The organism is Streptomyces sp. NBC_01635, assembly GCF_045209715.1.
Classification (GTDB): Bacteria; Actinomycetota; Actinomycetes; order Streptomycetales; family Streptomycetaceae; genus Streptomyces; species Streptomyces hirsutus.
Map to the genome: position 1 here is coordinate 7,660,580 of NZ_CP109277.1, position 24,583 is coordinate 7,685,162.

Here is a 24,583-nt window from a genome sequence, read left to right on the forward strand (position 1 = left end):
CCGATCACGGAGGGAGGGAGCAGGATGGAGAGGGGCTCCTCGTGCCCGTACGGGGGCGCCCCGGCGGAACCCAGTGGACCCCGAGTGAGTGGAGCAAGTGAAGCACCGTGAAACGCCCGCACTGGCCGAGCCGGATGCCGGTCGACCCGTACATCCTGCTCCTGCTCGGGACGGTGGGCCTGGCCGCGCTGCTCCCGGCGCGCGGCACCGGCGCCGACCTCGCCTCCGGCGCCTCCACCGCAGCCATCGCCTTCCTCTTCTTCCTCTACGGAGCCCGCCTCTCCACCCGTGAGGCACTGGACGGGCTGAGGCACTGGCGGCTCCACGGCACCGTCCTGGCCTGCACCTTCGTCGTCTTCCCGCTGCTCGGCCTGGCCGCCCGCGGCTTCGTCCCGGCCGGAATTCTGAGCGACCCCCTCTATCAGGGCCTGCTCTTCCTCACCCTCGTCCCGTCCACCATCCAGTCGTCGATCGCCTTCACCTCCCTCGCCCGCGGCAACGTGCCCGCCGCGATCTGCGCCGGCTCCTTCTCCTCACTGGCCGGCATCGTGGCGACCCCGCTGCTGGCGGCGGCGCTGCTCGGCGGGGGCGGAGGCGGCGACGGGAGCCTGGGCGCCGGCGGGTTCTCGGCCGACTCGGTGACGAAGATCGTGCTGCAACTGCTGGTGCCGTTCGTCGCCGGCCAGGTGCTGCGCCGCTGGGTGGGGGAGTTCGTCCTCCGCCACCGGAAGGTGCTGGGGCTGGTCGACCGGGGCTCGATCCTGCTCGTCGTCTACACCGCGTTCAGCCAGGGCATGGTCGAGGGCATCTGGCACCAGGTGAGCCCGGCCCGGCTCGGCGGACTGCTCGCCGTGGAGGCCGTACTCCTCGCCGCGATGCTGCTGCTGACCTGGTACGGGGCCAAGGCGCTGAAGTTCGGCCGGGCGGACCGGATCACGATCCAGTTCGCCGGTTCGAAGAAGTCCCTGGCCGCCGGACTGCCCATGGCGAGCGTGCTGTTCGGCGCGCAGGCCTCGCTGGCCGTGCTGCCGCTGATGCTGTTCCACCAGATGCAGCTCATGGTGTGCGCGGTGATCGCCAAACGCCGCTCGCGCGACGCCGTCGGCCCGCCCGAGGCGGTCGCCCCGGCGGTGGCCGAGGAGGTCACCGTCCCGGCCCCAGCCGGACGGTCACGAACCGGGGCCGGTACAGGGACACGTTCCGGCTGAGCGTCACGGCGGCGCCGGCGCCGGACGTCTCGAGCAGGTTCACGTCGTAGCTGAGCACCAGCCGTCCGTCGCCGCTCAGCTCCGGGTGCGTCTGCGGGTTGTACGCGCCGGTCCCGCCGTGCGGCAGCGCGGGGCTGAACTCCTTCGCCGGGCCGCGCCACGGTCCGGTGGGGGAGCAGGACCAGTACGCCGCCACCGTCGTCAGTCCCTTCACCCCCGTGGCCATCGTGAACAGGACGTACGTCCCGCCCTCCCGCACCACCGAGAAGGCGCTGCCCACACCGGTGCGCCGTCCGTCCCCGAGCACCGGGCGCGGGCGGGCGCGGGTCTGCCACGCCGTGCCGTCCCAGTACTCCCAGGCAGCCGGGTCGGCGAGCCCGCCCTCCGGGACCCGTGCCACGTACGCCCGCGAGGCCTCGCGGGAGACGGCCCGGCCGTCGTCGCCGCCGAAGACGTACGTCCAGCCGTCCTCCTCGACCAGGGTCGTGCCGAACAGCACCCGCCGGGACGGATCGGGCACCTCCCGCTGGTCGAGCACCGTCTCCACCGACTCCAGGCGCAGATCGGGCAGGGAGAGCGTGGCGACCTCGGTGGCGGTGGGCACCCCGTAGATCCACGGGGACTGCCCCGCCGTACGCACCCACAGCAGTACGCGGACGACCTGCTCCGTGGAACCGGGGGAGCGGGGTTCGACCCGGGCGCCGACCGGCCAGCGCCACTGGTCCGGGGCGGGATCGGGGAAGAGCGGGGCGGGGAGCGTGGACTCCAGCCGGCCGTCGCGCATCAGGACGGCCGAGTTGCGCACCATCGGCGCGGTCGTGTCCCGCCAGGCGTACGACTCGCCGACCGGGTTGGGCGGGCCGTGCACGCGGCCCAGGAACGTGTCGGAGAACAGCCACAGCAAGCGGCCGTCGGGCAGCCGCACCGAGTGCGTGCCGTCGCCCCCCGTCCAGTCGTCGGTACGGGCGCCGTCGTCGCCGTAGCGGGCGAACTCGGAGGTGAGGGCGTCGTCCTCGGCCCAGGACGCGACGGTGTGCGGAGTGCAGGCACCGCCGCCGCCGTCCTGCCGCCCGTCGTCGCGGCCCGGGAGTCCGAGGACCAGCAGGGTTCCCAGGAGCAGGGTCAGGGCCAGGAGCAGGCCGATCCAGGAACCTGCTCCCCGTCGTGGCCGCGGTGGTGTCCGTGGCGGTGGCGGTGACTGGGTCGGGGTCTCCGTGCGTGTTCCTGAGCGTGCGGGCGCTGCGTCGTCGGGCACGCTCAGGGACGTTAGTGGCGGGAGTGGCGCGGGTCCATGGCGCCTGACGCCCTGACGCCCTGACACATGGACCACGGCGCGGTGGCCGTGGGTTCGAGGCGGGGCCCCCGCGGCGCAGGGGGCGCTCCCCGCCGGCAGGGACCCCGCCGCCGTGCCGCGGGGGACCGGTCAGCCCTGGGGGGCCGCCGCCCGCAGGGCTATGCGGTCCTCACCCGCGTACACGTTCATGGAGGTGCCCCGCAGGAAGCCGACCAGCGTCAGACCCGTCTCCGCCGCCAGGTCCACGGCCAGCGAGGACGGCGCCGAGACGGCCGCGAGCAGGGGGATGCCCGCCATGACCGCCTTCTGCGCCAGCTCGAAGGAGGCACGGCCGGAGACCATCAGGACGGTCCGGGACAGCGGCAGGTTCCCGCCCTGCAGGGCACGGCCGACCAGCTTGTCGACCGCGTTGTGCCGGCCCACGTCCTCCCGGACGTCCAGCAGTTCCCCCTCCTCGTCGAACAGGGCCGCCGCGTGCAGGCCCCCCGTCCGGTCGAAGACCCGCTGGGAGGCGCGCAGCCGGTCGGGCAGGCCCGCCAGCAGCTCCGGGGTGACGAGCAGCGGCGGACTGTCGGCGATGGGGTGGCGGGTCGTGGTGCGCACCGCGTCCAGACTCGCCTTGCCGCACAGGCCGCAGGACGAGGTCGTGTACACGTTCCGCTCGAGCGTGATGTCCGGGATCCGCACGCCGGGGGCGGTCTGCACGTCGACCACGTTGTACGTGTTCACCCCGTCCGCGGTCGCGCCCGCGCAGTACACGACGTTCCGCAGATCGGAGGCCGCCGCCAGGACCCCCTCGCTCACCAGGAAGCCGACGGCCAGCGCGAAGTCGTCACCCGGGGTGCGCATCGTGATCGCCAGCGGCTTCCCGTTCAGCCGGATCTCCAGGGGCTCCTCGGTGACGAGCGTGTCCGGGCGGCTGGACACCACCCCGTCCCGGATGCGGACCACCTTGCGTCGTTCTGTGACTCGTCCCATGTCCCCAGTCCCTGGTCGGTTCCTGGCGTCAGTCCCGGTTCTGCACGTGCTGATAGCCGAAGCGGCCCTTGATGCACAGGTTGCCGTGGGTCACCGGATTGTCGTGCGGTGAGCTGACCTTAACGATCTCATTGTCCTGCACGTGCAGCGTGAGGTTGCAGCCCACTCCGCAGTACGCGCACACCGTCGTCGTCCGCGTCTGCGCCGACTCGTTCCAGGTACCCGCCGCCCGCATGTCGAACTCCGACTTGAACGACAGGGCGCCCGTCGGGCACACCTCGACGCAGTTCCCGCAGTACACGCACGCCGACTCGGTCAGCGGACCGTCGTGCTCGACCGCGATCCGGGCGTCGAAGCCGCGGCCCGCGACCGAGATCGCGAAGGAGTTCTGCCACTGGTCGCCGCAGGCGTCCACGCACTTGTAGCAGAGGATGCACTTGCCGTAGTCGCGCACGTACAGGTCGTTGTCGACCCTGGGTTCCTCGTCGACCCGGGCCGCGTCCGGGCCGAAGCGGTCCGGCTTCGCCTCGTACTCCTTGATCCACTCGGCGGCCCGCGGGGTCGTCGACAGGTCGACGGAGGAGGCGAGCAGTTCCAGGACCACCTTGCGGGCGTGCCGGGCCCGCTCGGTGCCGGTGCGCACCTCCATGCCCGGCTCCGCCTTGCGCGAGCAGGCCGGGACCAGGGTGCGAGCGCCCTCGACCTCCACCACGCACACGCGGCACGCGTTCTTCGGCGTCAGGGTGTCGCCCTCGCACAGGGTCGGCACGTCCTTCCCGGCCGCCCGGCAGGCGTCCAGGATCGTCGCCCCCTCGGGCGCCCGGACGGGCTCGCCGTCGAGGGTGAACTCCAGCAGACGGCGGGGAATCCCCAGCGGTGTCACGGTCATTCGTAGGCCCCCAGACGGTCGATGGCGGATTCCACGGCGTTCCACGCGGTCTGGCCCAGACCGCAGATCGAGGCGTCCCGCATCGCGCTGCCCACCTCGCGCAGCAGGGCGATGTCACCGGCGGCCCCGGCCCCGGTGCGCTCCACGATCCGGGTGAGCGCCTCCTCCTGGCGCACGGTCCCCACCCGGCACGGCACGCACTGCCCGCACGACTCGTCGCGGAAGAACTGGGCGATGCGCAGCAGCAGCCGGGGCAGCGGGACGGTGTCGTCGAAGGCCATGACGACCCCCGAGCCGAGTGTCGTGCCCGCCTGGCGGGTGCCTTCGAAGGTGAGCGGGATACCGAGTTCGTCGGCGCGGACGAAACCGCCGGCCGCCCCGCCGAGCAGCACCGCCCGCAGCCCGTCCCCTACGTCGGCCAGCTCCAGCAGCTCACCCAGCGTCGCACCGAACGGCACCTCGTAGACGCCGGGCCGCCCGACGCTGCCGGAGACGCAGAACAGCTTGGGTCCGGTGGACCGTTCGGTACCGATCGCCGCGTACGCCGGGGCGCCCATCGTCAGGACGGGCAGGACGTTGACGAGGGTCTCGACGTTGTTCTCCACCGTCGGCTTGCCGAACAGGCCCTTCTCCACCGGGAAGGGCGGCTTGGAGCGGGGCTCGCCCCGGTACCCCTCGATGGAGCTGAACAGCGCGGTCTCCTCGCCGCAGATGTAGGCACCCGCGCCGCGCCGGATCTCGATGTCGAAGGCGAAACCCTGGCCGAGGATGTCGTCGCCGAGCAGACCGCGCGCCCGCGCCCGGTCGATCGCATACCGCATACGGTGCAGTGCCCGCGGGTACTCGCCGCGCAGATAGAGGTATCCCTTGTGGGCGCCGGTCGCGTACGCGGCGATCGTCATCGCCTCCACCAGCGCGTACGGGTCACCCTCCATGATCACCCGGTCCTTGAAGGTACCGGGCTCGGACTCGTCGGCGTTGCAGACGAGATGGTGCGGCCGGTCCGGCTGGGACGCCGTGGCCTGCCACTTGCGGCCGGTGGGGAAGGCGGCGCCGCCCCGCCCGACCAGACCCGAGTCGGTGACCTCCCGGATCACCCCGGCCGGGCCCAGCGCGAAGGCCCGGCGCAGGGCCGCGTAACCGCCGTGGGCGCGGTAGTCGTCCAGCGATTCCGGGTCGGCCACCCCGATCCGGCGCAGCAGCGTCAGCGTGGGGTCCCCCGCCTGGGGCACGGCCATCACCGCGGGCGGTTCGTCGGGGGCCGCGTCGGGCGCGGTCGCCGCGAGCACCGCGGACTCCACCGTCGCCGGCGCGGAGACCGCCGTACGCACCGGGTCCCCGGCCCTGACCGCCAGCGCCGCCGGAGCGCGTTCGCACAGGCCCAGACAGGGGCTGCGCTCCACGCTCACCCCGCTGACGCCGCCGGTGCCGCCGGTCCCGGGCGTGGTCCCGAGCCGTGATTCGATCCCGGCGCACAGGGCGCCGGCCCCGGCCGCCGCGCACGCGAGGTCGGTGCACACGTGCAGCACCGTCGCGGGGCGCGGGCGGACCGAGAACATCGCGTAGAACGTGGCGACCCCGTACGCCTCCGACGGCGGCACCGTCAGCCGCCGGCACAGGTAGTCCAGGGCGCCCTCGCTGATCCAGCCCACCCGGTCGTTGACCGCGTGCAGCCCCGGCAGCAGCAGGTCGCGGCGGCCCCGGGCCTCCCGCCCGCCCCGGGCCCACCTCAGATCGGCGTCGGTACGGTCGGCGCCCTCCCACGAGGACTCGGGAGGGCCGAGCAGCGCGTCGACCGCCGCCCGCTCCTCGTCCGTCGGTTTGCTGTCACCGAAGCGCAGGTCCACTTACGTCACCTCACTTGGTTCGCATGGTTCGGGTGGCTCACACGGCTGCGCGGCCCGGAGCCGGAAGTTTCTCGATCCGGATGGCCGACGCCTTGAATTCCGCCGTCCCCGCGATCGGGCAGTTCGCCTCGATCGTCAGCTTGTTGGTGTCCACCTCGTCGGGAAAGTGGAACGTCATGAACGCCAGGCCCGGCCGCAGCGCGGTGTCCACCCACACCGGCGCCAGAACCGATCCGCGCCGCGAGGTCACCCGCACCTCCTCGCCGACCACCACCCCGTAGTGCTCCGCATCCTCGGGGCACAGCTCGACGGACTCGCCGCGCCGCAGTGGGGACGAGTAACCGCTGCTCTGGACGCCGGTGTTGTAGGAGTCGAGCCGTCGTCCCGTGGTGAGGCGGATCGGGTACTCCTCGTCGGTGAGGTCGACCGGCGGATCGTGCTGCACGATCCCGAACGGCGCGGGCCTGCCCCGCCGCTGTGCATCCGCTTCCCACAACCTGCCGTGCAGATAAGGCGGTTCGAGGGAATCGGTGCTCGGGCACGGCCACTGGATGCCCTGGTGCTCCTCCAGCCGCCCGTAGGTCATGCCGTGGTGGTCGGGGGAGAGCGACCGGAGCTCGTTCCAGACGGCCTCGGCGTCCGCGTACTTCCAGTCGTGGCCGAGGCGGGCGGCGAGATCGCACAGGATGTCGATGTCCTCGCGCGCCTCGCCGGGCGGGGCGACCGCCCGGCGGACACGCTGCACCCGGCGTTCGCTGTTGGTGGTGGTGCCGTCGGTCTCCGCCCACCCGGCGGTCGCCGGCAGCACCACGTCCGCGAGTTCGGCGGTCTTCGTCAGGAAGATGTCCTGCACCACCAGGAAGTCCAGCCCGCTCAGCCGCCGAACCGCCTGGGCGCTGTCCGCCTCGGACTGCGCCGGGTTCTCTCCGATGCAGTAGACGGCCCGCAGCGAACCGTCCTCCATGGCCTCGAACATCTCCGTCAGGGTCATTCCGTGCCGCGGCTGGAGGGCGGTGCCCCAGGCGGACTCGAACTTCAGCCGGATCGCCGGATCGAGGATGTCCTGGAACCCGGGCAGCCGGTTGGGGATCGCCCCCATGTCGCCGCCGCCCTGCACGTTGTTCTGGCCGCGCAGCGGCTGCATCCCGGCACCGTAGCGGCCGACATGACCGGTGAGCAGGGACAGGTTGATCAGGGCGCGGACGTTGTCGGTGCCGTTGTGGTGCTCGGTGATGCCGAGGGTCCAGCACAACTGGGCGCGCTCGGCCCGGGCATAGGCGTGCGCCAACTCCCGTATGGCGGCCGCCGGGACACCCGTCACCTTCTCGGCGAGGGACAACGTCCACGGTTCGACGAGTTCCCGGTACTCCTCGAAGCCGGTCGTCGCCCGCCGGACGAACGCCTCGTTGACCAGACCGGCGTGGATGATCTCGCGGCCGATCGCGTGCGCCATCGGGATGTCCGTGCCGACGTTCAGCCCGAGCCAGCTCTCCGCCCACTCGGCGGTCGACGTCCGCCGCGGGTCGACCGCGTACATCCGGGCGCCGTTGTGGATCCCCTTCAGCACGTGCTGGAAGAAGATGGGGTGTGCGAAGCGGGCGTTGGAACCCCACATCACGATGAGGTCCGTGTGCTCGATCTCCTCGTACGACGACGTCCCTCCGCCGGACCCGAAGGCGGCCGACAGCCCGGCCACGGACGGGGCGTGACAGGTACGGTTGCAGGAATCGACGTTGTGGGTGCCCATGACGACACGGGCGAACTTCTGGGCCACGTAGTTCATCTCGTTCGTCGCGCGGGCGCAGGAGAACATCCCGAACGCGCCGCGCGCGGCGCCGAGTCCCCGGGCGGCCCGGTCCAGGGCCTCCTCCCAGGTCGCCCGCCGGAACGGCTCGTCCCGCGCATCACGGACCAGCGGATGGGTGAGCCGGGTGTAGGTTTTCGGGTTCCGGTCGCGTTTCCTGGTGCTCTTCATGCGGCGCTCCTCAGCGCGAGCAGGTCCGAGAGGGCGTGCACGGTGCGCAGGGTGGGCACCTCCACGCCGGTGATCTCCGCCAACTCGACGACGGCGGCGAGCAGTACGTCGAGTTCGAGCGGTTTGCCGCGCTCCAGATCCTGGAGCGTGGACGTGCGGTGGTCGCCGACGCGCTCGGCACCGGCCAGCCGGCGCTCCACGGACACGCCGACCTCGCAGCCCAGGGCACGGGCGACCGCGAGCGTCTCGTGCATCATGATCTCGATGACCCTGCGGGTGCCGCCGTGCAGACACATCTGCCGCATGGTCGCGCGGGCGAGGGCGCTGATCGGGTTGAAGGAGATGTTGCCGAGCAGCTTGACCCAGATGTCGCCGCGCAGTTCGGGCTCCACCGGGCACTTCAGCCCGCCGTCCACCATCGCCCCGCTGAACGCGAGACAGCGTGCGGAGACACTGCGGTCGGGCTCCCCGATCGAGAACCGGGTGCCCTCCAGATGCCGCACCACGCCCGGCCCTTCGAGCTCGGTCGCCGCGTAGACCACACAGCCGATCGCCCGCTGGGGCGCGAGCACCGCACCGACCGCGCCGCCGGGGTCCACGCTCTCGAGACGGTGGCCGTCGTGGGGGCCGCCGTGCCGGTGGAAGTACCACCAGGGGATGCCGTTCTGGGCGGCCACGACCGCCGTGGTGCCGTGCAACAGGGGTGCGATCAGCGGCCCGCACGCCGCGTACGCGTTGGCCTTGAGGCCGAGGAAGACGTAGTCGACCGGGCCGACCTCGGCCGGGTCGTCGGTCGCGTGGGGGCGGGCGGTGAAGTCGCCGCGTGGGCTGAGCACCCGCACACCGTGCTGCCTCATGGCCGCCAGATGCGGTCCACGGGCGACGAGGTGCACATCGGCACCCGCGCGATGGAGCGCGGCGCCGACGTAGGCGCCGATGGCCCCGGCGCCGAGAACTGCCACTTTCACTGGGGAACGCTCCGTTCGGTCGAGGGAGTACCGCGGAGGTGGCTGCCGACGGATCGAATCCCGCATCATGTCGACGAAATATTGTCTACAGTATGGAAGGGGGCGCAGCAAGGGTTCGCGTACGGTCTGCTGCGCGCGGCCCACCGCTCGGCCCCGCTTTCCTGCTCGCGCCGAAGAAACCGGTCGGTACGACCGTTCGTCGCAGACCGCATACCGTTCACCGCATACGGTCGACCCGCGGGGTTTTCAACTCCCGCATGATCTCCCTACCGTCCGGGTTTCATGAGTCCTCCCGTCGCACCCCCGGGCTGGAGCCGCTGGCTCGTACCGCCCGCAGCTCTCGCAGTCCACCTCTCCATCGGCCAGGCCTACGCATGGAGTGTGTTCAAGCCGCCGCTCGAGTCCGCGCTCGGCCTCAGCGGCACCCAGAGCGCACTGCCGTTCCAGCTCGGCATCGTCATGCTCGGCCTGTCCGCCGCCTTCGGCGGCACCCTCGTGGAACGCAGGGGGCCGCGCTGGGCGATGACCGTCGCCCTGATCTGCTTCTCCTCCGGTTTCCTGCTCTCCGCCCTCGGCGCGGCCACCGAGCAGTACTGGCTGATCGTCTTCGGCTACGGCTTCGTCGGCGGCATCGGCCTGGGCATCGGCTACATCTCGCCCGTTTCGACCCTGATCAAGTGGTTCCCGGACCGGCCCGGCATGGCCACCGGCATCGCGATCATGGGTTTCGGCGGCGGCGCGCTGATCGCCTCGCCGTGGTCGGCGCAGATGCTCGAGTCCTTCGGCGGCGACAACACCGGCATCGCGCTCGCCTTCCTCGTGCACGGGCTGACGTACGCCGTGTTCATGCTGCTCGGCGTCCTGCTGGTGCGGGTGCCGCGCCCCGCCCCGTCGACGGCCGGTGCTCCCGCCGCGGCCCTCACCGGACCGCAGGTCTCGGCCCGCGACGCCCTGCGCACCCCGCAGTTCTGGCTGCTGTGGCTGGTGCTCTGCACGAACGTCACCGCCGGCATCGGGATCCTCGAGAAGGCCGCCCCGATGATCGCCGACTTCTTCGCGGACACCTCCGCGCCGGTGTCGGTGACCGCGGCGGCCGGCTTCGTCGCCCTGCTGTCGGCGGCGAACATGGCGGGCCGCATCGGCTGGTCCTCCACCTCCGACCTGATCGGCCGCAAGAACATCTACCGTCTCTACCTGGGCGTCGGCGCGCTGATGTACGCCCTGATCGCGATGTTCGGCGATTCCTCCAAGCCGCTGTTCGTCCTGTGCGCGCTGGTGATCCTCTCCTTCTACGGAGGCGGTTTCGCCACCGTCCCGGCCTACCTGAAGGACCTCTTCGGCACCTATCAGGTCGGCGCCATCCACGGGCGGCTGCTCACCGCGTGGTCCACGGCCGGTGTGCTCGGCCCGCTCATCGTGAACTGGGTCGCCGACCGGCAGGAGGAGGCGGGACGGCACGGCTCCGCGCTGTACGGACTGTCCTTCATGATCATGATCGGGCTGCTGGTGGCCGGCTTCGTCGCCAACGAACTGGTCCGTCCCGTGCACCCCCGGCACCACGTGTCCCGCCCCCACGAGACGAAGGAGGCCGCCGATGAGCGGCAGGAGCAGCACGAGTCCGCCTGAGGCACCCGCGGCGGGCCCCGACCGCCGCGGGCTGATCGCCTTCGCCTGGCTGTGGGTGGGCGTCCCCCTCGCCTACGGCCTGTACGAACTCGTACGGAAGGCGACCCAGCTGTTCACCGGATGACGGCCGGCCCCGGGCGCGGACGTCCGGGCGCACCGCAGGGCGAGTCCCGGCGTCCGCGGGCCTGACCGAAGCCGACAAGCCCGGCCCCTGAATCCTGTCGTATCACCTGTCGGCGTACCCGTGGGTCACTGATCAGACTGGTGAATCCCGCAACCGCAACACGAGGGGGATTCACCCATGATCGGCTCGCGCATCGCCGCCGTCGGCCACTACCAGCCCGCCCGGGTGCTCACCAACGAGGACCTGGCGGGCCTGGTCGACACCAGCGACGAGTGGATCATGAGCCGGGTCGGCATCCGCACCCGCCACATCGCGGGCCCGGAGGAGCCCGTCGACGAACTGGCCGCGCACGCCGCGGCCAAGGCGCTGGCGTCGGCCGGCCGCACCCCCGGCGACATCGACCTGGTGCTGGTCGCCACCTCCACCGCGATCGACCGCTCGCCCAACATGGCGGCCCGGGTCGCCGCACGCCTCGGCATCCCCGGCCCCGCCGCGCTGGACGTCAACGTGGTGTGCGCCGGATTCACCCACGCGCTCGCCACCGCCGACCACGCGGTACGGGCCGGATCCGCGCGCCGCGCGCTGGTGATCGGCGCCGACAAGATGTCCGAGGTCGCCGACTGGACCGACCGCACCACCTGCGTACTCGTCGGCGACGGGGCGGGCGCCGCGGTCGTCGAGGCGACCGAGGCCCCCGAGGAGCCCGGCATCGGGCCCGTGCTGTGGGGCTCGGTGCCGGAGATGGGCCACGCGGTGCGGATCGAGGGGACGCCGCCGCGGTTCGCGCAGGAGGGCCAGAGCGTCTACCGCTGGGCCACCACGCGGCTGCCGTCCCTCGCCCGCCAGGCCTGCGAGAAGGCGGGGTACGCGCCGGAGGACCTCGCCGCGGTCGTGCTGCACCAGGCCAACCTGCGGATCATCGAACCCCTCGCGCTCAAGATCGGCGCGGTCAACGCGGTCGTCGCCCGGGACGTCACCGAGTCGGGCAACACCTCGGCCGCGAGCATCCCGCTCGCTTTCGCCAAGCTCGTCGAGCGGGGCGAGGTGTCGTCCGGCGATCCGGTCCTGCTGTTCGGCTTCGGCGGAAACCTCTCGTACGCGGGGCAGGTCGTCCGCTGCCCCTGACAGCCCCCCGGGCGAAGTCCCTCGTACGGGTGTGACGCGGTCGACTCTCCCTCTCCCTGGCATCTGTGCGCCGTAGACTGTAGACGAAAGACAATCACTACAGGCGGTGCCGTACGTCCGGCCGTGCGGCCGGACGGGGGCTGCCGAGGAGGGGGACCGCGATGCTGTCGACCGGACTGCCCCAGGGGGCGGTGCCCAAGCTCGAACGCCCGGGCCCGCTGCGCGACCGCGTCTACGAGGCACTGCTCGAACTCATCACCACCCGCGCCCTCAGTCCCGGCCAGCATCTGGTCGAGAGCGAACTCGCCGGCCACCTCGGCGTCTCCCGGCAGCCCGTGCGCGAGGCGCTCCAGCGGCTGAACACCGAGGGGTGGGTCGATCTGCGCCCCGCCCAGGGCGCGTTCGTGCACGAGCCGACGGAGGCGGAGGCCGACCAGCTCCTCACCGTCCGCACGCTGCTGGAGGCCGAGGCCGCCCGGCTTGCCGCGCTCAACGCCGACAGCGCGGGCATCGAGGCCCTGGACGAGATCGTGGCACTGGGTCTGCGGGCCGTCGCCTCCGACGACGTGGACGAGGCCGTCGCCCTCAACGCCCGCTTCCACGCCAAGATCATGGAACTGGCCGGCAACGCCGTCCTCGCCGAACTCGCCGCCCAGGTCGGCCGCCGTGTGCGCTGGTACCACACCCCCGTCGCCCGGCAGCGTGGCGGGAAGTCCTGGGCCGAGCACCGCGACCTCATCACCGCGATCGTGAACCGCGACGAGCGGCTGGCCGAGCGGCTCATGCGCGAACACACCGAACACACCCGGCGCTCGTACCTCGAACAGGCGAAGTCCTGACGCCGGGTACCCGGGGAAGCGGCTCCGCACCGACCTCTTTGTCCTGTGAGTGGAAAAAGTAGGGGGCAATTCCTGCGCGACTTCTTCCCACCTCCGGCAGCCGCTGCTACGTTCCCTTCGAAAGCACGCCACACACGTGGCCGGAAACCGGCGCGCAGAGGCCGATCGAGGCGGGGAGGGGTTCGTGAGACGCATGACGGCACGGCCCGCGAACGCCCATCAGGCCCGACTGCTCAGGCTGTTGCGCGACGGCGGACCCAACTCCCGTGCCCAGTTGGGCGACCAGGTCGACCTCTCCCGGTCGAAACTGGCCGTGGAGGTGGACCGGCTGCTGGAGACGGAACTCGTCGTGGCCGACGGACTCGCCGCCTCGCGCGGCGGCCGGCGCTCCCACAACATCCGCCTCAACCCGCACCTGCGGCTCCTCGGCGTCGACATCGGCGCGACCTCGGTCGACGTCGCCGTCACCAACGCCGAACTGGAGATCCTCGGGCACATCAACCAGCCCATGGACGTACGTGACGGACCGGTCGCGGTCTTCGAGCAGGTGCTGTCCATGGCGGCGAAGTTGAGGGCTTCGGGACTTGCGGAGGGGTTCGACGGCGCCGGCATCGGCGTCCCGGGCCCGGTCCGGTTCCCCGAGGGCATACCGGTGGCACCGCCGATCATGCCCGGCTGGGACGGCTTCCCCGTGCGGGAGGCACTCAGCCAGGACCTCGGCTGCCCGGTCATGGTCGACAACGACGTGAACCTGATGGCGATGGGGGAGCAGCACGCGGGCGTCGCCCGCACCGTCCCCGATTTCCTCTGCGTCAAGATCGGTACCGGCATCGGCTGCGGCATCGTCGTCGGCGGTGAGGTCTACCGCGGTACGACGGGCAGCGCCGGCGACATCGGCCACATCCAGGCCGTACCCGACGGCCGCCCGTGCGCCTGCGGCAACCGGGGCTGCCTGGAGGCCCACTTCAGCGGCGCGGCCCTGGCCCGGGACGCCCTGGAGGCCGCCCAGCAGCAGCTCTCCGCCGAACTGGCGAGCCGTCTGGAGACGAACGGCACGCTGAGTGCCGTCGACGTCGCCGCCGCGGCCGCCGCAGGAGACGCCGCCGCGATCGACCTGATCCGCGAGGGCGGCAGCCGCACCGGCCAGGTCATCGCCGGCCTGGTCAGCTTCTTCAACCCCGGCCTGGTGGTGATCGGCGGCGGGGTGACCGGCCTCGGCCACACCCTGCTCGCCGCCATCCGCACCCAGGTCTACCGTCAGTCGCTGCCTCTGGCGACCGGCAACCTGCCCATCGTCCTGGGGGAGTTGGGTCCCACCGCCGGAGTCATCGGCGCGGCCCGGCTCATCAGCGACCACCTGTTCTCACCCGCGTAAGCAGCCCACCGCTCCACCGCACGCAGCAAGTCCGGTTCCACCGCACAGAACAGCTCTGCCCTCCACCGTGCAGAGCGTCCACCGTTTCCACCGACGGAACAGCGCACCGGCACCACGCACCCCCACCCCGCCACACGTACGGCCCGGCACCACCCGAACCACCCGCGCCACCCGCTCCGCCCGTGTCCCCGCACCGTCCCTCCCACACAGCGCCGCACCGTCCCGGCACCCCGGCCTGCCCGAAAACACCTTCCCCGCAAGGGGACCGCCCTGACACCGCCCTGACACCGCCCTGACACCGGCCCGCACGCCCGCCGAGGGGAATCCGCATGGCACCCGAACCACCGCTGCTCAGTATGTCCGGCATCACCAAGTCCTTCCCCGGCGTCCGGGCCCTGGACGGCGTCGACCTCGACGTCCAGGCCGGCGAGGTGCACTGCCTGCTCGGCCAGAACGGCGCCGGCAAGTCCACCCTGATCAAGGTGCTGGCCGGCGCCCACCAGCCCGACACGGGCACCATCCGCTGGCGCGGCGAAGCCGTCACCCTGCGCTCGCCGATCGCCGCCATGCGCCTCGGGATCGCCACCATCTACCAGGAACTCGACCTGGTGGAACACATGACGGTCGCCGAGAACGTCCACCTCGGCCACGAACCGACCACCGCCGGGTTCGTCGTCCGTCCCAGGACGGCCAGGGAGTCGACGGCCGAGCTGCTGACCCGGCTCGGGCACCCGGAGATCGAACCGGGCCGTGCAGTAGGGGAGTTGTCCGCCGCCCAACAGCAGATCGTCTCGATGGCGCGGGCGCTCTCGCACGACGTGCGCCTCATCGTGATGGACGAGCCGTCGGCCGCGCTCGACCCGGACGAGGTCGACAACCTCTTCCGCATCGTCGACGGCCTCACCGCCGACGGGGTCGCCGTCGTCTACATCTCGCACCGCCTCGAGGAGATCCGGCGCATCGGCGACCGGGTGACCGTGCTCAAGGACGGCCGCGCCGTCGCGGGCGGGCTGCCCGCCAGGTCCACCCCCACCCGCGAGGTGGTCGCCCTGATGACGGGCCGCGACGTCGAGTACGTCTTCCCCCCGCGACCGGCCTCCCCGCCCACCGGAGAGCCGGTGCTGACCGTCGAAAACCTCTCCCGCAAGGGCGAGTTCGCCCCCCTCGACCTCGCACTGCGCCCGGGGGAGATCGTCGGGCTCGCGGGGCTCGTCGGCTCCGGGCGCTCCGAGATCCTGGAGACGGTCTACGGCGCCCGCAAACCGGACTCCGGCCGGGTCCTGGTCGACGGACGCCCGCTGCGGCCGGGCAGCGTGCGCGCCGCCGTCCGCGCCGGGATCGGACTCGCCCCCGAGGAACGCAAGGCGCAGGCCCTGCTCATGCTGGAGTCCGTCACCCGCAACGTGTCGCTCTCCGCCATGTCCCGCTTCTCGCGCGCCGGCTGGATCGACCGCGGCGCCGAACTGGGCGCGGCCCGCGCGGCCACCCGCGAACTGTCGCTGAGGCCGGACAACCCGGACGTGCCCGTGCGCACCCTGTCCGGCGGCAATCAGCAGAAAGCAGTGCTCGCCCGCTGGCTGCTGCGCGGCTGCCGGGTGCTGCTGCTGGACGAACCCACCCGCGGCGTCGACGTCGGCGCCCGCGCCGAACTGTACGCAGTCATACGGAGGCTGGCCGACGAAGGCCTCGCCGTCCTGCTCGTCTCCAGCGAGGTGCCCGAAGTGCTCGGCCTCGCCGACCGCGTCCTGGTGCTCCGGGAGGGCGACGTCGTCCACACGGCGCCCGCCCCGGAACTCGACGAACACCGTGTACTCGACCTCGTCATGGAAGGAAGTCCGGCGTCATGACGCAGCCCGTCTCCCCGCCGCGGGACAGCACCGACAAGGTGCCGGCAGCCGGCCCCGCGCCCGCCTGGCGCACCGTGCTGTTCCGCGCCGACGTCCGCACCCTGTCGCTGCTCGGCGTCCTCGCCGCACTCGTCCTCATCGGCGGCATCACCAAGCCGGACGAGTTCCTGGACACCCGCAACCTCCAGCTCGTCCTCACCCAGGCCTCCGTCATCGGCGTCGTCACCGTCGGCATGACCTTCGTCATCACCTCCGGCGGCATCGACCTGTCGGTCGGCGCGATCGTCGCCCTGGCCTCGGTGTGGGCGACCACGGTGGCCACCCAGGAGTTCGGGTTCGCCGGCATCCTGTTCACCGCCGTCCTCGTCGGCGTCGGCTGCGGTCTGGTCAACGGGGTGCTGATCGCGTACGGCGGGATGGTCCCGTTCATCGCGACGCTCGCCATGCTCGCCTCGGCCCGCGGTCTCGCCCTGCAGATCACCGACGGGCGGACCCAGGTCGTCACCATCGACAGCGTTCTCGACCTCGGCGAACGCGACGCCTACGTCCTCGGCATCCCGCCGCTGGTCCTGGTGTTCGCGGCGGTCACCGTCATCGGCTGGCTGGTCCTCAACCGGACCACCTTCGGGCGCCGCACCGTCGCCGTGGGCGGCAACGCGGAGGCGGCCCGGCTCGCCGGCATCGACGTCCGCCGCCAACGCCTGTACCTGTACCTGCTGTCGGGGCTGTGCTGCGGCATCGCCGCCTTCCTGCTGATCATCCTGTCCGGCTCCGGCCAGAACACCAACGGCAACCTCTACGAGCTCGACGCCATCGCCGCCGCGATCATCGGCGGCACCCTGCTCACCGGAGGCCGCGGCACCATCGTCGGCTCCGTGCTGGGCGTCCTGATCTTCACCACGATCACGAACATCTTCGCCCTGAACAACCTGCAGAGCGACGTCCAGCAGATCGCCAAGGGCGCGATCATCGTCGCCGCCGTGCTGGTCCAGCGCCGTACCGCGAGCACGACCTGACGAAAGGGTTCACCGCCATGCCAGAGCCGACACCTCTCACGAGCCGCAGAGGGCTGCTCTTCGGAGCCGCCGCCGTGTCCGCCGGAGTCCTCGTCACCGGCTGTACCAGCAACGAGCCGAGCGACGCCGAGCCGACCGCCAACGACCAGTCGGCCGCCGACGCCAAGCCCGGCAAGCCGGTCACCATCGGCTTCGCGGGACCGCAGGCCGACCACGGCTGGCTCAACGCCATCAACGACAACGCCGAGAAGCGCGCCAAGACGTACTCGGACGTCACCATGGAGATCACCGAGGGCTCCAACGACACCGCCCAGCAGATCGGCCAGATCGAGACCCTCATCAACAAGAAGGTCGACGTCCTGGTCGTGCTCCCCGCGGACGGCAAGGCGCTCACCCAGGTCGGGTTGAAGGCGATGCGCGCCGGCATTCCCGTCGTCAACCTCGACCGCGTCTTCAACTCACCGCAGGCGTACCGCTGCTGGATCGGCGGCGACAACTACGGCATGGGGCTGAACGCCGGGCACTACATCGGTGAGAAGCTCAAGGACACCCCGAACGCCCGGGTCATCGAGCTGGCCGGCCTGGACAACCTGGAGCTCACCAAGCAGCGCACCCAGGGCTTCGACGACGCGCTGAAGAACTACCCCAACATCAAGAAGGTGGCCCGCCAGGCCGCCGACTTCACCGTCGAGTCCGGCCAGGCCAAGATGGCCCAACTCCTGCAGGCCCAGTCGAAGTTCGACGCCCTGTGGAACCACGACGACGACCAGGGCGTGGGCGCGCTGCGCGCCATCGAACAGGCCGGGCGAGACGACTTCCTCATGGTCGGCGGCGCGGGCGCGCTCTCCGCCTTCCAGGCCATCAAGGCGGACAACGGCGTCCTCAAGGCGACCGTGCTCTACCCGCCGTCGATGGCCGCCTCCGCGATCGACCTCGCCCGCGCCCTCGGACAGGGCAAGGGCGTCGGCGGTCTCGCCGAGTTCGAGATCCCCACCTCGCTGACCTGCTACTCGGCCGTCGTCGACAAGGAGAACGTCGACCAGTACATGTCCACCGGCTTCAAGTGAGGAGCCCCGCCCCACGGGCCTGACCAGCCCACCGGGCGGGGCCACCCCCGCCCGCCACGACGACGAGGAGGACATCCGTATGGCACAGCCGCAGCAGTCAGACGGGGCGGACGGCACGGAGACGGGGAAACCGCCCCTGCGCGTCGGCATGGTCGGCTACGCCTTCATGGGCGCCGCCCACTCCCAGGGCTGGCGCACCGCGGGCCGCGTGTTCGACCTGCCGATGAGCCCCGAACTGGCCGTCGTCTGCGGCCGGGACGCCACCGCGGTGCGCGCGGCGGCCGACCGCCACGGCTGGGCGGACACCGAGACCGACTGGCGCGCCCTGGTCGAACGGGACGACGTCGACCTCGTCGACATCTGCACCCCCGGTGACAGCCATGCCGAGATCGCGGTGGCCGCGCTCGCCGCGGGCAAGCACGTGCTGTGCGAGAAACCCCTCGCCAACACCGTGGCCGAGGCCGAGACGATGGCCGATGCCGCCGAACAGGCAGGGCGGCAAGGCAGGTTGGCGATGGTCGGCTTCAACTACCGCCGGGTCCCCGCGACCGCGCTGGCCCGGCGGATGGTGACCGAGGGCCGCATCGGCACCCTCCGGCACGTCCGGGTGACGTACCTCCAGGACTGGCTGGTGGACCCCGCGTTCCCGCTGACCTGGCGGCTGCGCCGGGAACAGGCCGGCTCCGGCTCGCTCGGCGACCTCGGCGCGCACATCGTCGACCTCGCCCAGCACCTGGCGGGTGAGCGGCTGGCGGGCGTCTCCGCGCTCACCGAGACGTTCGTCCGGCAGCGGCCGCTGCCCGCCGCGCCCACCAGCGGACTGGCCGCGGTCGACGCCGCCGGCACCGGCGAGGTCACCGTGGACGACGCCGCCCTGTTCACCGGCCGCTTCGCCTCCGGCGCCCTCGCCTCCTTCGAGGCCACCCGGTACGCCACCGGCCGCAAGAACGCGCTGCGCATCGAACTCAACGGCGAACGCGGGTCGCTGGCCTTCGACCTGGAACGGCTCAACGAACTCTCCTACCACGACGGCACCGAGCCCGGGGCGCACGCGGGCTTCCGCCGCATCCTGGTCACCGAACCCGACCACCCCTACCTGGACGCCTGGTGGCCGCCCGGCCACGGCCTCGGCTACGAGCACACCTTCGTGCACCAGGCCCGAGACCTGGTCCACGCGGTCGCCGAGGGCCGCACGCCCGAACCCTCCTTCGCCGACGGGCTGCAGGTGCAGCGCGTCCTGGCGGCGGTGGAGGAGAGCGCCCAGAAGAACTCCGTCTACACGCCGATCGCAGCCTGAGGAAAGGCAGACCCGTATGCCCCGCGACTTCACGCTGTTCACCGGCCAGTGGGCGGACCTCCCCCTGGAGGAGGTCTGCCGGCTCGCCCGCGACTTCGGCTACGACGGCCTCGAACTCGCCTGCTGGGGAGACCACTTCGAGGTCGACAAGGCACTCGCCGACCCGTCCTACGTGGACTCCCGGCGTCAGCTCCTCGACAAGTACGGCCTCAAGGTCTGGGCGGTCTCCAACCACCTGGTCGGCCAGGCGGTGTGCGACGCCATCATCGACGAACGCCACCAGGCCATCCTGCCCGCCAGGATCTGGGGCGACGGCGAGGCCGAGGGTGTACGGCAGCGGGCCGCCGCCGAGATCAAGGACACCGCGCGCGCCGCGGCCCTCCTCGGCGTCGACACCGTCATCGGATTCACCGGCTCGGCGATCTGGCACCTGGTCGCCATGTTCCCGCCCGTGCCCGAGTCGATGATCGACCGCGGCTACGAGGACTTCGCGACGCGCTGGAACCCGATCCTGGACGTCTTCGACGCCGAGGGCGTGCGGTTCGCGCACGAGGTCCACCCCAGCGAGATCGCCTACGACTACTGGACCACCGTCCGCGCGTTGGACGCGGTCGGCCGCCGGCCGGCCTTCGGGCTCAACTTCGACCCCTCCCACTTCGTCTGGCAGGACCTCGACCCGGTCGGCTTCCTGTGGGACTTCCGCGACCGGATCTACCACGTCGACTGCAAGGAGGCCCGCAAGCGCCTCGACGGCCGCAACGGCCGCCTCGGCTCCCACCTGCCCTGGGGCGACCCCCGGCGCGGCTGGGACTTCGTCTCCGCCGGCCACGGGGACGTCCCCTGGGAGGACGTCTTCCGCATGCTGCGCTCCATCGACTACCGGGGCCCCGTCTCCGTCGAATGGGAGGACGCCGGCATGGACCGGCTCCAGGGCGCCCCGGAGGCGCTGACCCGGCTGAAGGCGTACGACTTCGACCCGCCGTCGGCCTCCTTCGACGCGGCGTTCAACAGCTGAACCGCACGCCCGACGGCAGGTCGGGGACGGGGGCCGGAACGTCCGCCGGTCCCCGGTCCGACCTGCCCGAATCATGCTTTGTCCTGCGTTGGGGAAAAGTTCAACCAGTCCCGGCCCAAGGGGTGTTCGTTCAGGATGAACGCGGTTACCGTCCCTGAAGTGTTCAGGACACCCACACCGCCGGGATGACGGTGCACCCCGGCGCCCGCACCGCACGTCTTCGCACCCGTTCCGTACGGCCCCATCCCGTTCCCGGAGGGACTTCGTGCACAGAAGCAGACCCACATCCACCCACACCACGAGGCGTCCCAGACTTCGCACCGCCCTCGCCCTGCTCACCGGCCTGATGCTGGCCGCGGGGACCCCGGCGACCGTCGCCGGCGCCCACCCCGGGCACCCGGAACACGATGAACCGGCAGCCGCCGAAGGGCAGTTCCAGCAGGTACCGCTCGCCAAGGGCGAGCCCGAGACGGGTGAGCCGATGTCGCTCACCGTGCTCCCGGACCGCAGCGTCCTGCACACCTCGCGCGACGGCACGCTGCGCCTCACCGACCAGGCGGGTGTCACCAAGGTCGCCGGCAAGATCCCCGTCTACAGCCATGACGAGGAGGGCCTGCAGGGCGTCGGCATCGACCCGGACTTCAAGAAAAACCGGGCGGTCTACCTCTACTACGCCCCGCCGCTCGACACCCCCGCGGGCGACGCCCCGGAGACCGGCACCGCCGCGGACTTCGCGAAGTTCGACGGCGTCAACCGCCTCTCCCGCTTCGTCCTCAACCCCAACGGCACGCTGGACATGGCCAGCGAGAAGAAGGTCCTGGACGTCGCGGCCTCCCGCGGCACCTGCTGCCACGTCGGCGGCGACATCGACTTCGACGCCGAGGGCAACCTCTACCTGTCCACCGGCGACGACACCAACCCCTTCGCCTCCGACGGCTTCACGCCGATCGACGAGCGGCCGAACCGCAACCCGGCCTTCGACGCCCGCCGCAGCTCCGGCAACACCAACGACCTGCGCGGCAAGCTCCTCCGCATCAAGGTCGCCGAGGACGGCTCGTACACCGTCCCGGAGGGCAACCTCTTCGCCCCCGGCACCGAGAAGACCCGTCCCGAGATCTACGCGATGGGCTTCCGCAACCCGTTCCGCATGAGCGTCGACGACAAGACCGGCACCGTCTACGTCGGCGAATACGGCCCCGACGCCGGCGCCGCCGACCCGAAGCGGGGCCCGGCGGGACAGGTCGAGTTCGCCAAGGTCACCGAGGCCGCCAACTTCGGCTGGCCGTTCTGCACCGGCGACAACGACGCCTACGTCGACTACGACTTCGCCACCAAGACCTCCGGTGAGAAGTTCGACTGCGCCGCCCCCAGGAACACCTCGCCGCACAACACCGGTCTCACCGACCTGCCGCCCGCCCAGCCCGCCTGGATCCCGTACGACGGCGGCTCCGTGCCCGAGTTCGGCAGCGGCTCCGAGTCCCCGATGGCCGGCCCGGTCTACCGCTACGACCCCGAGCTCGACTCCAGCGTGAAGTTCCCCGAGGCGTACGACGGCGACTTCTTCGCGGGCGAGTTCGGCCGCCGCTGGATCAAGCGGATCGAGCAGAACGCGGACGGCTCCGTCGCGAAGATCAACGACTTCCCGTGGACCGGCACCCAGATCATGGACATGGAGTTCGGCCCCGACGGGGCGCTCTACGTCCTGGACTACGGCGTCTCCTGGTTCCAGGGCGACGACAACTCCGCGCTGTACCGGATCGAGAACGCCGAGGACGGCTTCTCCCCGATCGCCGAGGTGAGCGCCGACAAGACGTCCGGCGCGGCCGGCCTCAAGGTCGCCTTCACCGCCTCCGCCAAGGACGCCGACTCCCCGGACCTCACCTACAGCTGGGACTTCGGCGACGGCACCAAGGGCGAGGGCCTCAAGCCCACCCACAAGTACAAGAAGGTCGGCACCTACACCGCGACCTTCACCGCGAAGGACCCCGAGGGCAACACCGGTAGCGCCAGCACCCGGATCGTGGTCGGCAACACCGAGCCCAAGGTGAAGATCGAGGTCCCGGGCAACGGCAGCCTGGCCGCCTTCGGCGAGCCCGTTCCCTTCAAGGTGACCGTCACCGACCCCGAGGAGAAGGTCGACTGCTCCAAGGTCAAGGTCGTCTACAGCCTCGGCCACGACTCCCACGCCCACGAGCTGACCAGCGAGACGGGCTGTGAGGGCACCCTCAAGCCGCCCGCCGGAGACGGCGGCCACGACCCCAACGCCAACATCTACGGTGTCGTAGGCGCCGGTTACACCGACGGCGGGGCCAACGGCCAGGAAGCCCTGACCGGTACCGCCCGGACCGTGCTCCAGCCGCTGCACCGCCAGGCCGAGCACTTCACCACCCAGTCGGGCGTGAAGACCTTCGACAAGACCGCCGCCAACGGCGGCAAGACCGTCGGCGACATCAACGACGGCGACTGGATCTCCTTCAGTCCCTACCGGTTCGACGGGCAGAAGAAGCTGACCGTGCGGGCCTCCTCCGGCGGCGCCGGCGGCTTCGTCGAACTGCGCACCGGCTCGCCCGACGGCAAGCTGCACGGCTCGGCGTACATCCCGCCGACCGGCGGCTGGGAGACGTTCCAGAACGTCGACGTACCGCTGCGGTCGCTGCCGAAGAGCACCACGGAGATCTACCTGGTCTTCAGGGGCGGCGACGGAGCACTGTACGACGTGGACGACTTCGAGTTCTCCACCCAGCCGTTCAAGAACGGCAAGAAGGTCCTGGTCTTCTCCAAGACCGCCGGCTTCCGGCACGACTCCATCCCGGCCGGCGTGGCCGCCCTCAAGGAACTCGGCGCCCCGGCCGGCATCACGGTCGACGCGACCGAGGAGGCCGGGCAGTTCACCACGGCCAACCTCGCCAAGTACGACGCGGTGGCCTTCCTGTCCACCACCGGTGACGTGCTCAACGCCACCCAGCAGAAGGCGTTCGAGAACTACGTCGGCAACGGCGGCGGCTACCTGGGCATCCACGCCGCCGCCGACACCGAGTACGACTGGGAGTTCTACGGCGGCCTCGTCGGCGCCCACTTCGACTCGCACCCGGCCATCCAGAAGGCCACCGTGCGCGTCGAGGACCACGACCACCCGTCCACCGCGCACCTGGACGACGCGTGGGAGCGCACCGACGAGTGGTACAACTACCGCACCAACCCGCGCGAGCAGGCCAAGGTCCTCGCCACCCTCGACGAGACGACGTACCAGGGCGGCACGATGAAGGGCGACCACCCGATCGCCTGGTGCCAGAGCTACGGCGGCGGCCGCTCCTTCTACACCGGCGGCGGCCACACCAAGGAGTCCTACGCCGAGGAGGCCTTCCGCGCCCATCTGCTCGGCGGCCTGCAGTACGCCACCGGCCAGGTTAAGGCGGACTGCAAGCCCGGCAAGGACTACCGGAGGATCTTCAACGGCCAGACCCTGGACGGCTGGAAGCAGGCCGGCCCCGGCACGTTCAACGTCAAGGACGGCACCCTGGAGTCCGAGGGCGGCATGGGTCTGCTCTGGTACCAGGCCAAGGAGCTGAAGTCGTACTCCCTCAAGCTCGACTGGAAGATGCGGGGCGACGACAACTCCGGGATCTTCGTGGGCTTCCCGGCCTCCGACGACCCCTGGTCCGCGGTGAACAAGGGCTACGAGATCCAGATCGACGCCACGGACGCGCCCGACCGCACCACGGGCTCCGTCTACTCGTTCAAGTCGGCGAACATCAAGGCCCGTGACCAGGTCCTGCGTCCGCCCGGCCAGTGGAACTCCTACGAGATCAAGGTCCAGGGCGAACGCCTCCAGGTGTTCCTCAACGGAGTCAAGATCAACGACTTCACCAACAAGGACCCCGAGCGGAGCCTGACCGACGGACACATCGGCCTTCAGAACCACGGGGCCGACGACCAGGTCTCCTTCCGCAACATCCAGCTGAAGGAACTGCCCTCCTAAGGGCGACCGGAACGGCGGCGGGCGGAGGACGCCGGACCTCCGCCCGCCGTCCCGCCGGGCCCCGCGCCCGGCACCCCGCTCGTCGGCTTCCGGCGTTCCCACCCGGTTCGCGTA

General features: G+C 71.3%; 18 protein-coding genes. 12 read left to right on the plus strand and 6 right to left on the minus strand.

The genetic code is table 11. From position 1 onward, the window contains the following. The first annotated feature begins 134 nt into the window (after positions 1-134). Positions 135-1,208 (plus strand): bile acid:sodium symporter family protein, encoded by a 1,074-nt coding sequence (locus OHB56_RS35580; protein WP_326757229.1) that lies wholly within the window; start codon positions 135-137, stop codon positions 1,206-1,208. Here OHB56_RS35580 and OHB56_RS35585 read toward each other — a convergent pair. From OHB56_RS35585 to OHB56_RS35610, 6 genes are all read right to left on the minus strand, one after another. Beyond that, positions 1,144-2,352 (minus strand): DUF4185 domain-containing protein, encoded by a 1,209-nt coding sequence (locus OHB56_RS35585; RefSeq protein WP_406359283.1) that lies wholly within the window; start codon positions 2,350-2,352, stop codon positions 1,144-1,146. The genes OHB56_RS35580 and OHB56_RS35585 overlap by 65 nt on opposite strands. A gap of 279 nt (positions 2,353-2,631) precedes the next feature. Then, complete coding sequence (gene fdhD, locus OHB56_RS35590) at positions 2,632-3,480, minus strand: formate dehydrogenase accessory sulfurtransferase FdhD (protein WP_326755823.1); 849 nt, start codon at positions 3,478-3,480, stop codon at positions 2,632-2,634. A 28-nt stretch (positions 3,481-3,508) separates the two neighbouring features. Beyond that, positions 3,509-4,369 carry a 2Fe-2S iron-sulfur cluster-binding protein gene (locus OHB56_RS35595; RefSeq protein WP_055591689.1) on the minus strand — a complete coding sequence of 287 codons (861 nt, stop codon included), beginning with the start codon at positions 4,367-4,369 and terminating at the stop codon, positions 3,509-3,511. Then, positions 4,366-6,216: an NAD(P)H-dependent oxidoreductase subunit E gene (locus OHB56_RS35600; protein WP_406357886.1), complete on the minus strand. Its 1,851-nt coding sequence runs from the start codon at positions 6,214-6,216 to the stop codon at positions 4,366-4,368. The genes OHB56_RS35595 and OHB56_RS35600 overlap by 4 nt, the downstream gene beginning before the upstream one ends. Positions 6,217-6,253: 37 nt before the next feature. Then, positions 6,254-8,191: a molybdopterin-dependent oxidoreductase gene (locus OHB56_RS35605; protein ID WP_326755825.1), complete on the minus strand. Its 1,938-nt coding sequence runs from the start codon at positions 8,189-8,191 to the stop codon at positions 6,254-6,256. Beyond that, positions 8,188-9,159, minus strand: a complete 972-nt coding sequence (locus tag OHB56_RS35610) for a 2-dehydropantoate 2-reductase (RefSeq protein WP_326755826.1) — start codon at positions 9,157-9,159, stop codon at positions 8,188-8,190. The genes OHB56_RS35605 and OHB56_RS35610 overlap by 4 nt, the downstream gene beginning before the upstream one ends. A gap of 282 nt (positions 9,160-9,441) precedes the next feature. Between OHB56_RS35610 and OHB56_RS35615 the strand changes: the two genes are divergently transcribed. From OHB56_RS35615 to OHB56_RS35665, 11 genes are all read left to right on the plus strand, one after another. Beyond that, entirely contained in the window at positions 9,442-10,785 is a 1,344-nt protein-coding gene (locus OHB56_RS35615; protein ID WP_406357889.1) for an OFA family MFS transporter, read from the plus strand. Beyond that, positions 10,754-10,909 (plus strand): hypothetical protein, encoded by a 156-nt coding sequence (locus OHB56_RS35620; protein WP_406357891.1) that lies wholly within the window; start codon positions 10,754-10,756, stop codon positions 10,907-10,909. The genes OHB56_RS35615 and OHB56_RS35620 overlap by 32 nt, the downstream gene beginning before the upstream one ends. A 177-nt stretch (positions 10,910-11,086) precedes the next feature. After that, the gene (locus tag OHB56_RS35625) at positions 11,087-12,034 is read left to right on the plus strand and encodes a beta-ketoacyl-ACP synthase III (protein ID WP_055630081.1); all 948 of its coding nucleotides are present in this window, start codon (positions 11,087-11,089) and stop codon (positions 12,032-12,034) included. Between the two features lie 161 nt (positions 12,035-12,195). Further along, positions 12,196-12,873 carry a GntR family transcriptional regulator gene (locus OHB56_RS35630; RefSeq protein WP_055591683.1) on the plus strand — a complete coding sequence of 226 codons (678 nt, stop codon included), beginning with the start codon at positions 12,196-12,198 and terminating at the stop codon, positions 12,871-12,873. Between the two features lie 193 nt (positions 12,874-13,066). Then, entirely contained in the window at positions 13,067-14,248 is a 1,182-nt protein-coding gene (locus OHB56_RS35635) for an ROK family protein (RefSeq protein ID WP_326757231.1), read from the plus strand. Positions 14,249-14,577: 329 nt separating this feature from the next. Next, the gene (locus OHB56_RS35640) at positions 14,578-16,095 is read left to right on the plus strand and encodes a sugar ABC transporter ATP-binding protein (RefSeq protein WP_388279012.1); all 1,518 of its coding nucleotides are present in this window, start codon (positions 14,578-14,580) and stop codon (positions 16,093-16,095) included. Continuing rightward, on the plus strand, positions 16,092-17,111 hold the full coding sequence (locus OHB56_RS35645; RefSeq protein ID WP_055630083.1) for an ABC transporter permease: 1,020 nt from the start codon (positions 16,092-16,094) through the stop codon (positions 17,109-17,111). The genes OHB56_RS35640 and OHB56_RS35645 overlap by 4 nt, the downstream gene beginning before the upstream one ends. Positions 17,112-17,128: 17 nt before the next feature. Further along, a complete protein-coding gene (locus OHB56_RS35650) occupies positions 17,129-18,178 on the plus strand; it encodes a substrate-binding domain-containing protein (protein ID WP_406357894.1) in 1,050 nt (349 codons plus the stop codon). Positions 18,179-18,257: 79 nt separating this feature from the next. Continuing rightward, positions 18,258-19,475 (plus strand): Gfo/Idh/MocA family protein, encoded by a 1,218-nt coding sequence (locus OHB56_RS35655; RefSeq protein WP_206188749.1) that lies wholly within the window; start codon positions 18,258-18,260, stop codon positions 19,473-19,475. Between the two features lie 16 nt (positions 19,476-19,491). Then, positions 19,492-20,490 (plus strand): sugar phosphate isomerase/epimerase family protein, encoded by a 999-nt coding sequence (locus tag OHB56_RS35660; RefSeq protein ID WP_326755832.1) that lies wholly within the window; start codon positions 19,492-19,494, stop codon positions 20,488-20,490. Between the two features lie 265 nt (positions 20,491-20,755). Further along, complete coding sequence (locus tag OHB56_RS35665; protein ID WP_406357897.1) at positions 20,756-24,469, plus strand: ThuA domain-containing protein; 3,714 nt, start codon at positions 20,756-20,758, stop codon at positions 24,467-24,469. The last annotated feature ends 114 nt before the right edge of the window (positions 24,470-24,583 follow it).

Excerpts from the sequence above, each read along its gene's own strand:
- OHB56_RS35625 (WP_055630081.1), top strand. The coding sequence starts at position 11,087 with ATGATCGGCTCGCGCATCGCCGCCGTCGGCCACTACCAGCCCGCCCGG.
- OHB56_RS35605 (WP_326755825.1), bottom strand. The coding sequence starts at position 8,191 with ATGAAGAGCACCAGGAAACGCGACCGGAACCCGAAAACCTACACCCGG.
- OHB56_RS35650 (WP_406357894.1), top strand. The coding sequence starts at position 17,129 with ATGCCAGAGCCGACACCTCTCACGAGCCGCAGAGGGCTGCTCTTCGGA.
- OHB56_RS35630 (WP_055591683.1), top strand. The coding sequence starts at position 12,196 with ATGCTGTCGACCGGACTGCCCCAGGGGGCGGTGCCCAAGCTCGAACGC.
- OHB56_RS35635 (WP_326757231.1), top strand. The coding sequence starts at position 13,067 with ATGACGGCACGGCCCGCGAACGCCCATCAGGCCCGACTGCTCAGGCTG.
- OHB56_RS35645 (WP_055630083.1), top strand. The coding sequence starts at position 16,092 with ATGACGCAGCCCGTCTCCCCGCCGCGGGACAGCACCGACAAGGTGCCG.
- OHB56_RS35640 (WP_388279012.1), top strand. The coding sequence starts at position 14,578 with ATGGCACCCGAACCACCGCTGCTCAGTATGTCCGGCATCACCAAGTCC.
- OHB56_RS35580 (WP_326757229.1), top strand. The coding sequence starts at position 135 with ATGCCGGTCGACCCGTACATCCTGCTCCTGCTCGGGACGGTGGGCCTG.
- OHB56_RS35655 (WP_206188749.1), top strand. The coding sequence starts at position 18,258 with ATGGCACAGCCGCAGCAGTCAGACGGGGCGGACGGCACGGAGACGGGG.
- OHB56_RS35620 (WP_406357891.1), top strand. The coding sequence starts at position 10,754 with ATGAGCGGCAGGAGCAGCACGAGTCCGCCTGAGGCACCCGCGGCGGGC.
- OHB56_RS35595 (WP_055591689.1), bottom strand. The coding sequence starts at position 4,369 with ATGACCGTGACACCGCTGGGGATTCCCCGCCGTCTGCTGGAGTTCACC.
- fdhD (WP_326755823.1), bottom strand. The coding sequence starts at position 3,480 with ATGGGACGAGTCACAGAACGACGCAAGGTGGTCCGCATCCGGGACGGG.
- OHB56_RS35660 (WP_326755832.1), top strand. The coding sequence starts at position 19,492 with ATGCCCCGCGACTTCACGCTGTTCACCGGCCAGTGGGCGGACCTCCCC.
- OHB56_RS35615 (WP_406357889.1), top strand. The coding sequence starts at position 9,442 with ATGAGTCCTCCCGTCGCACCCCCGGGCTGGAGCCGCTGGCTCGTACCG.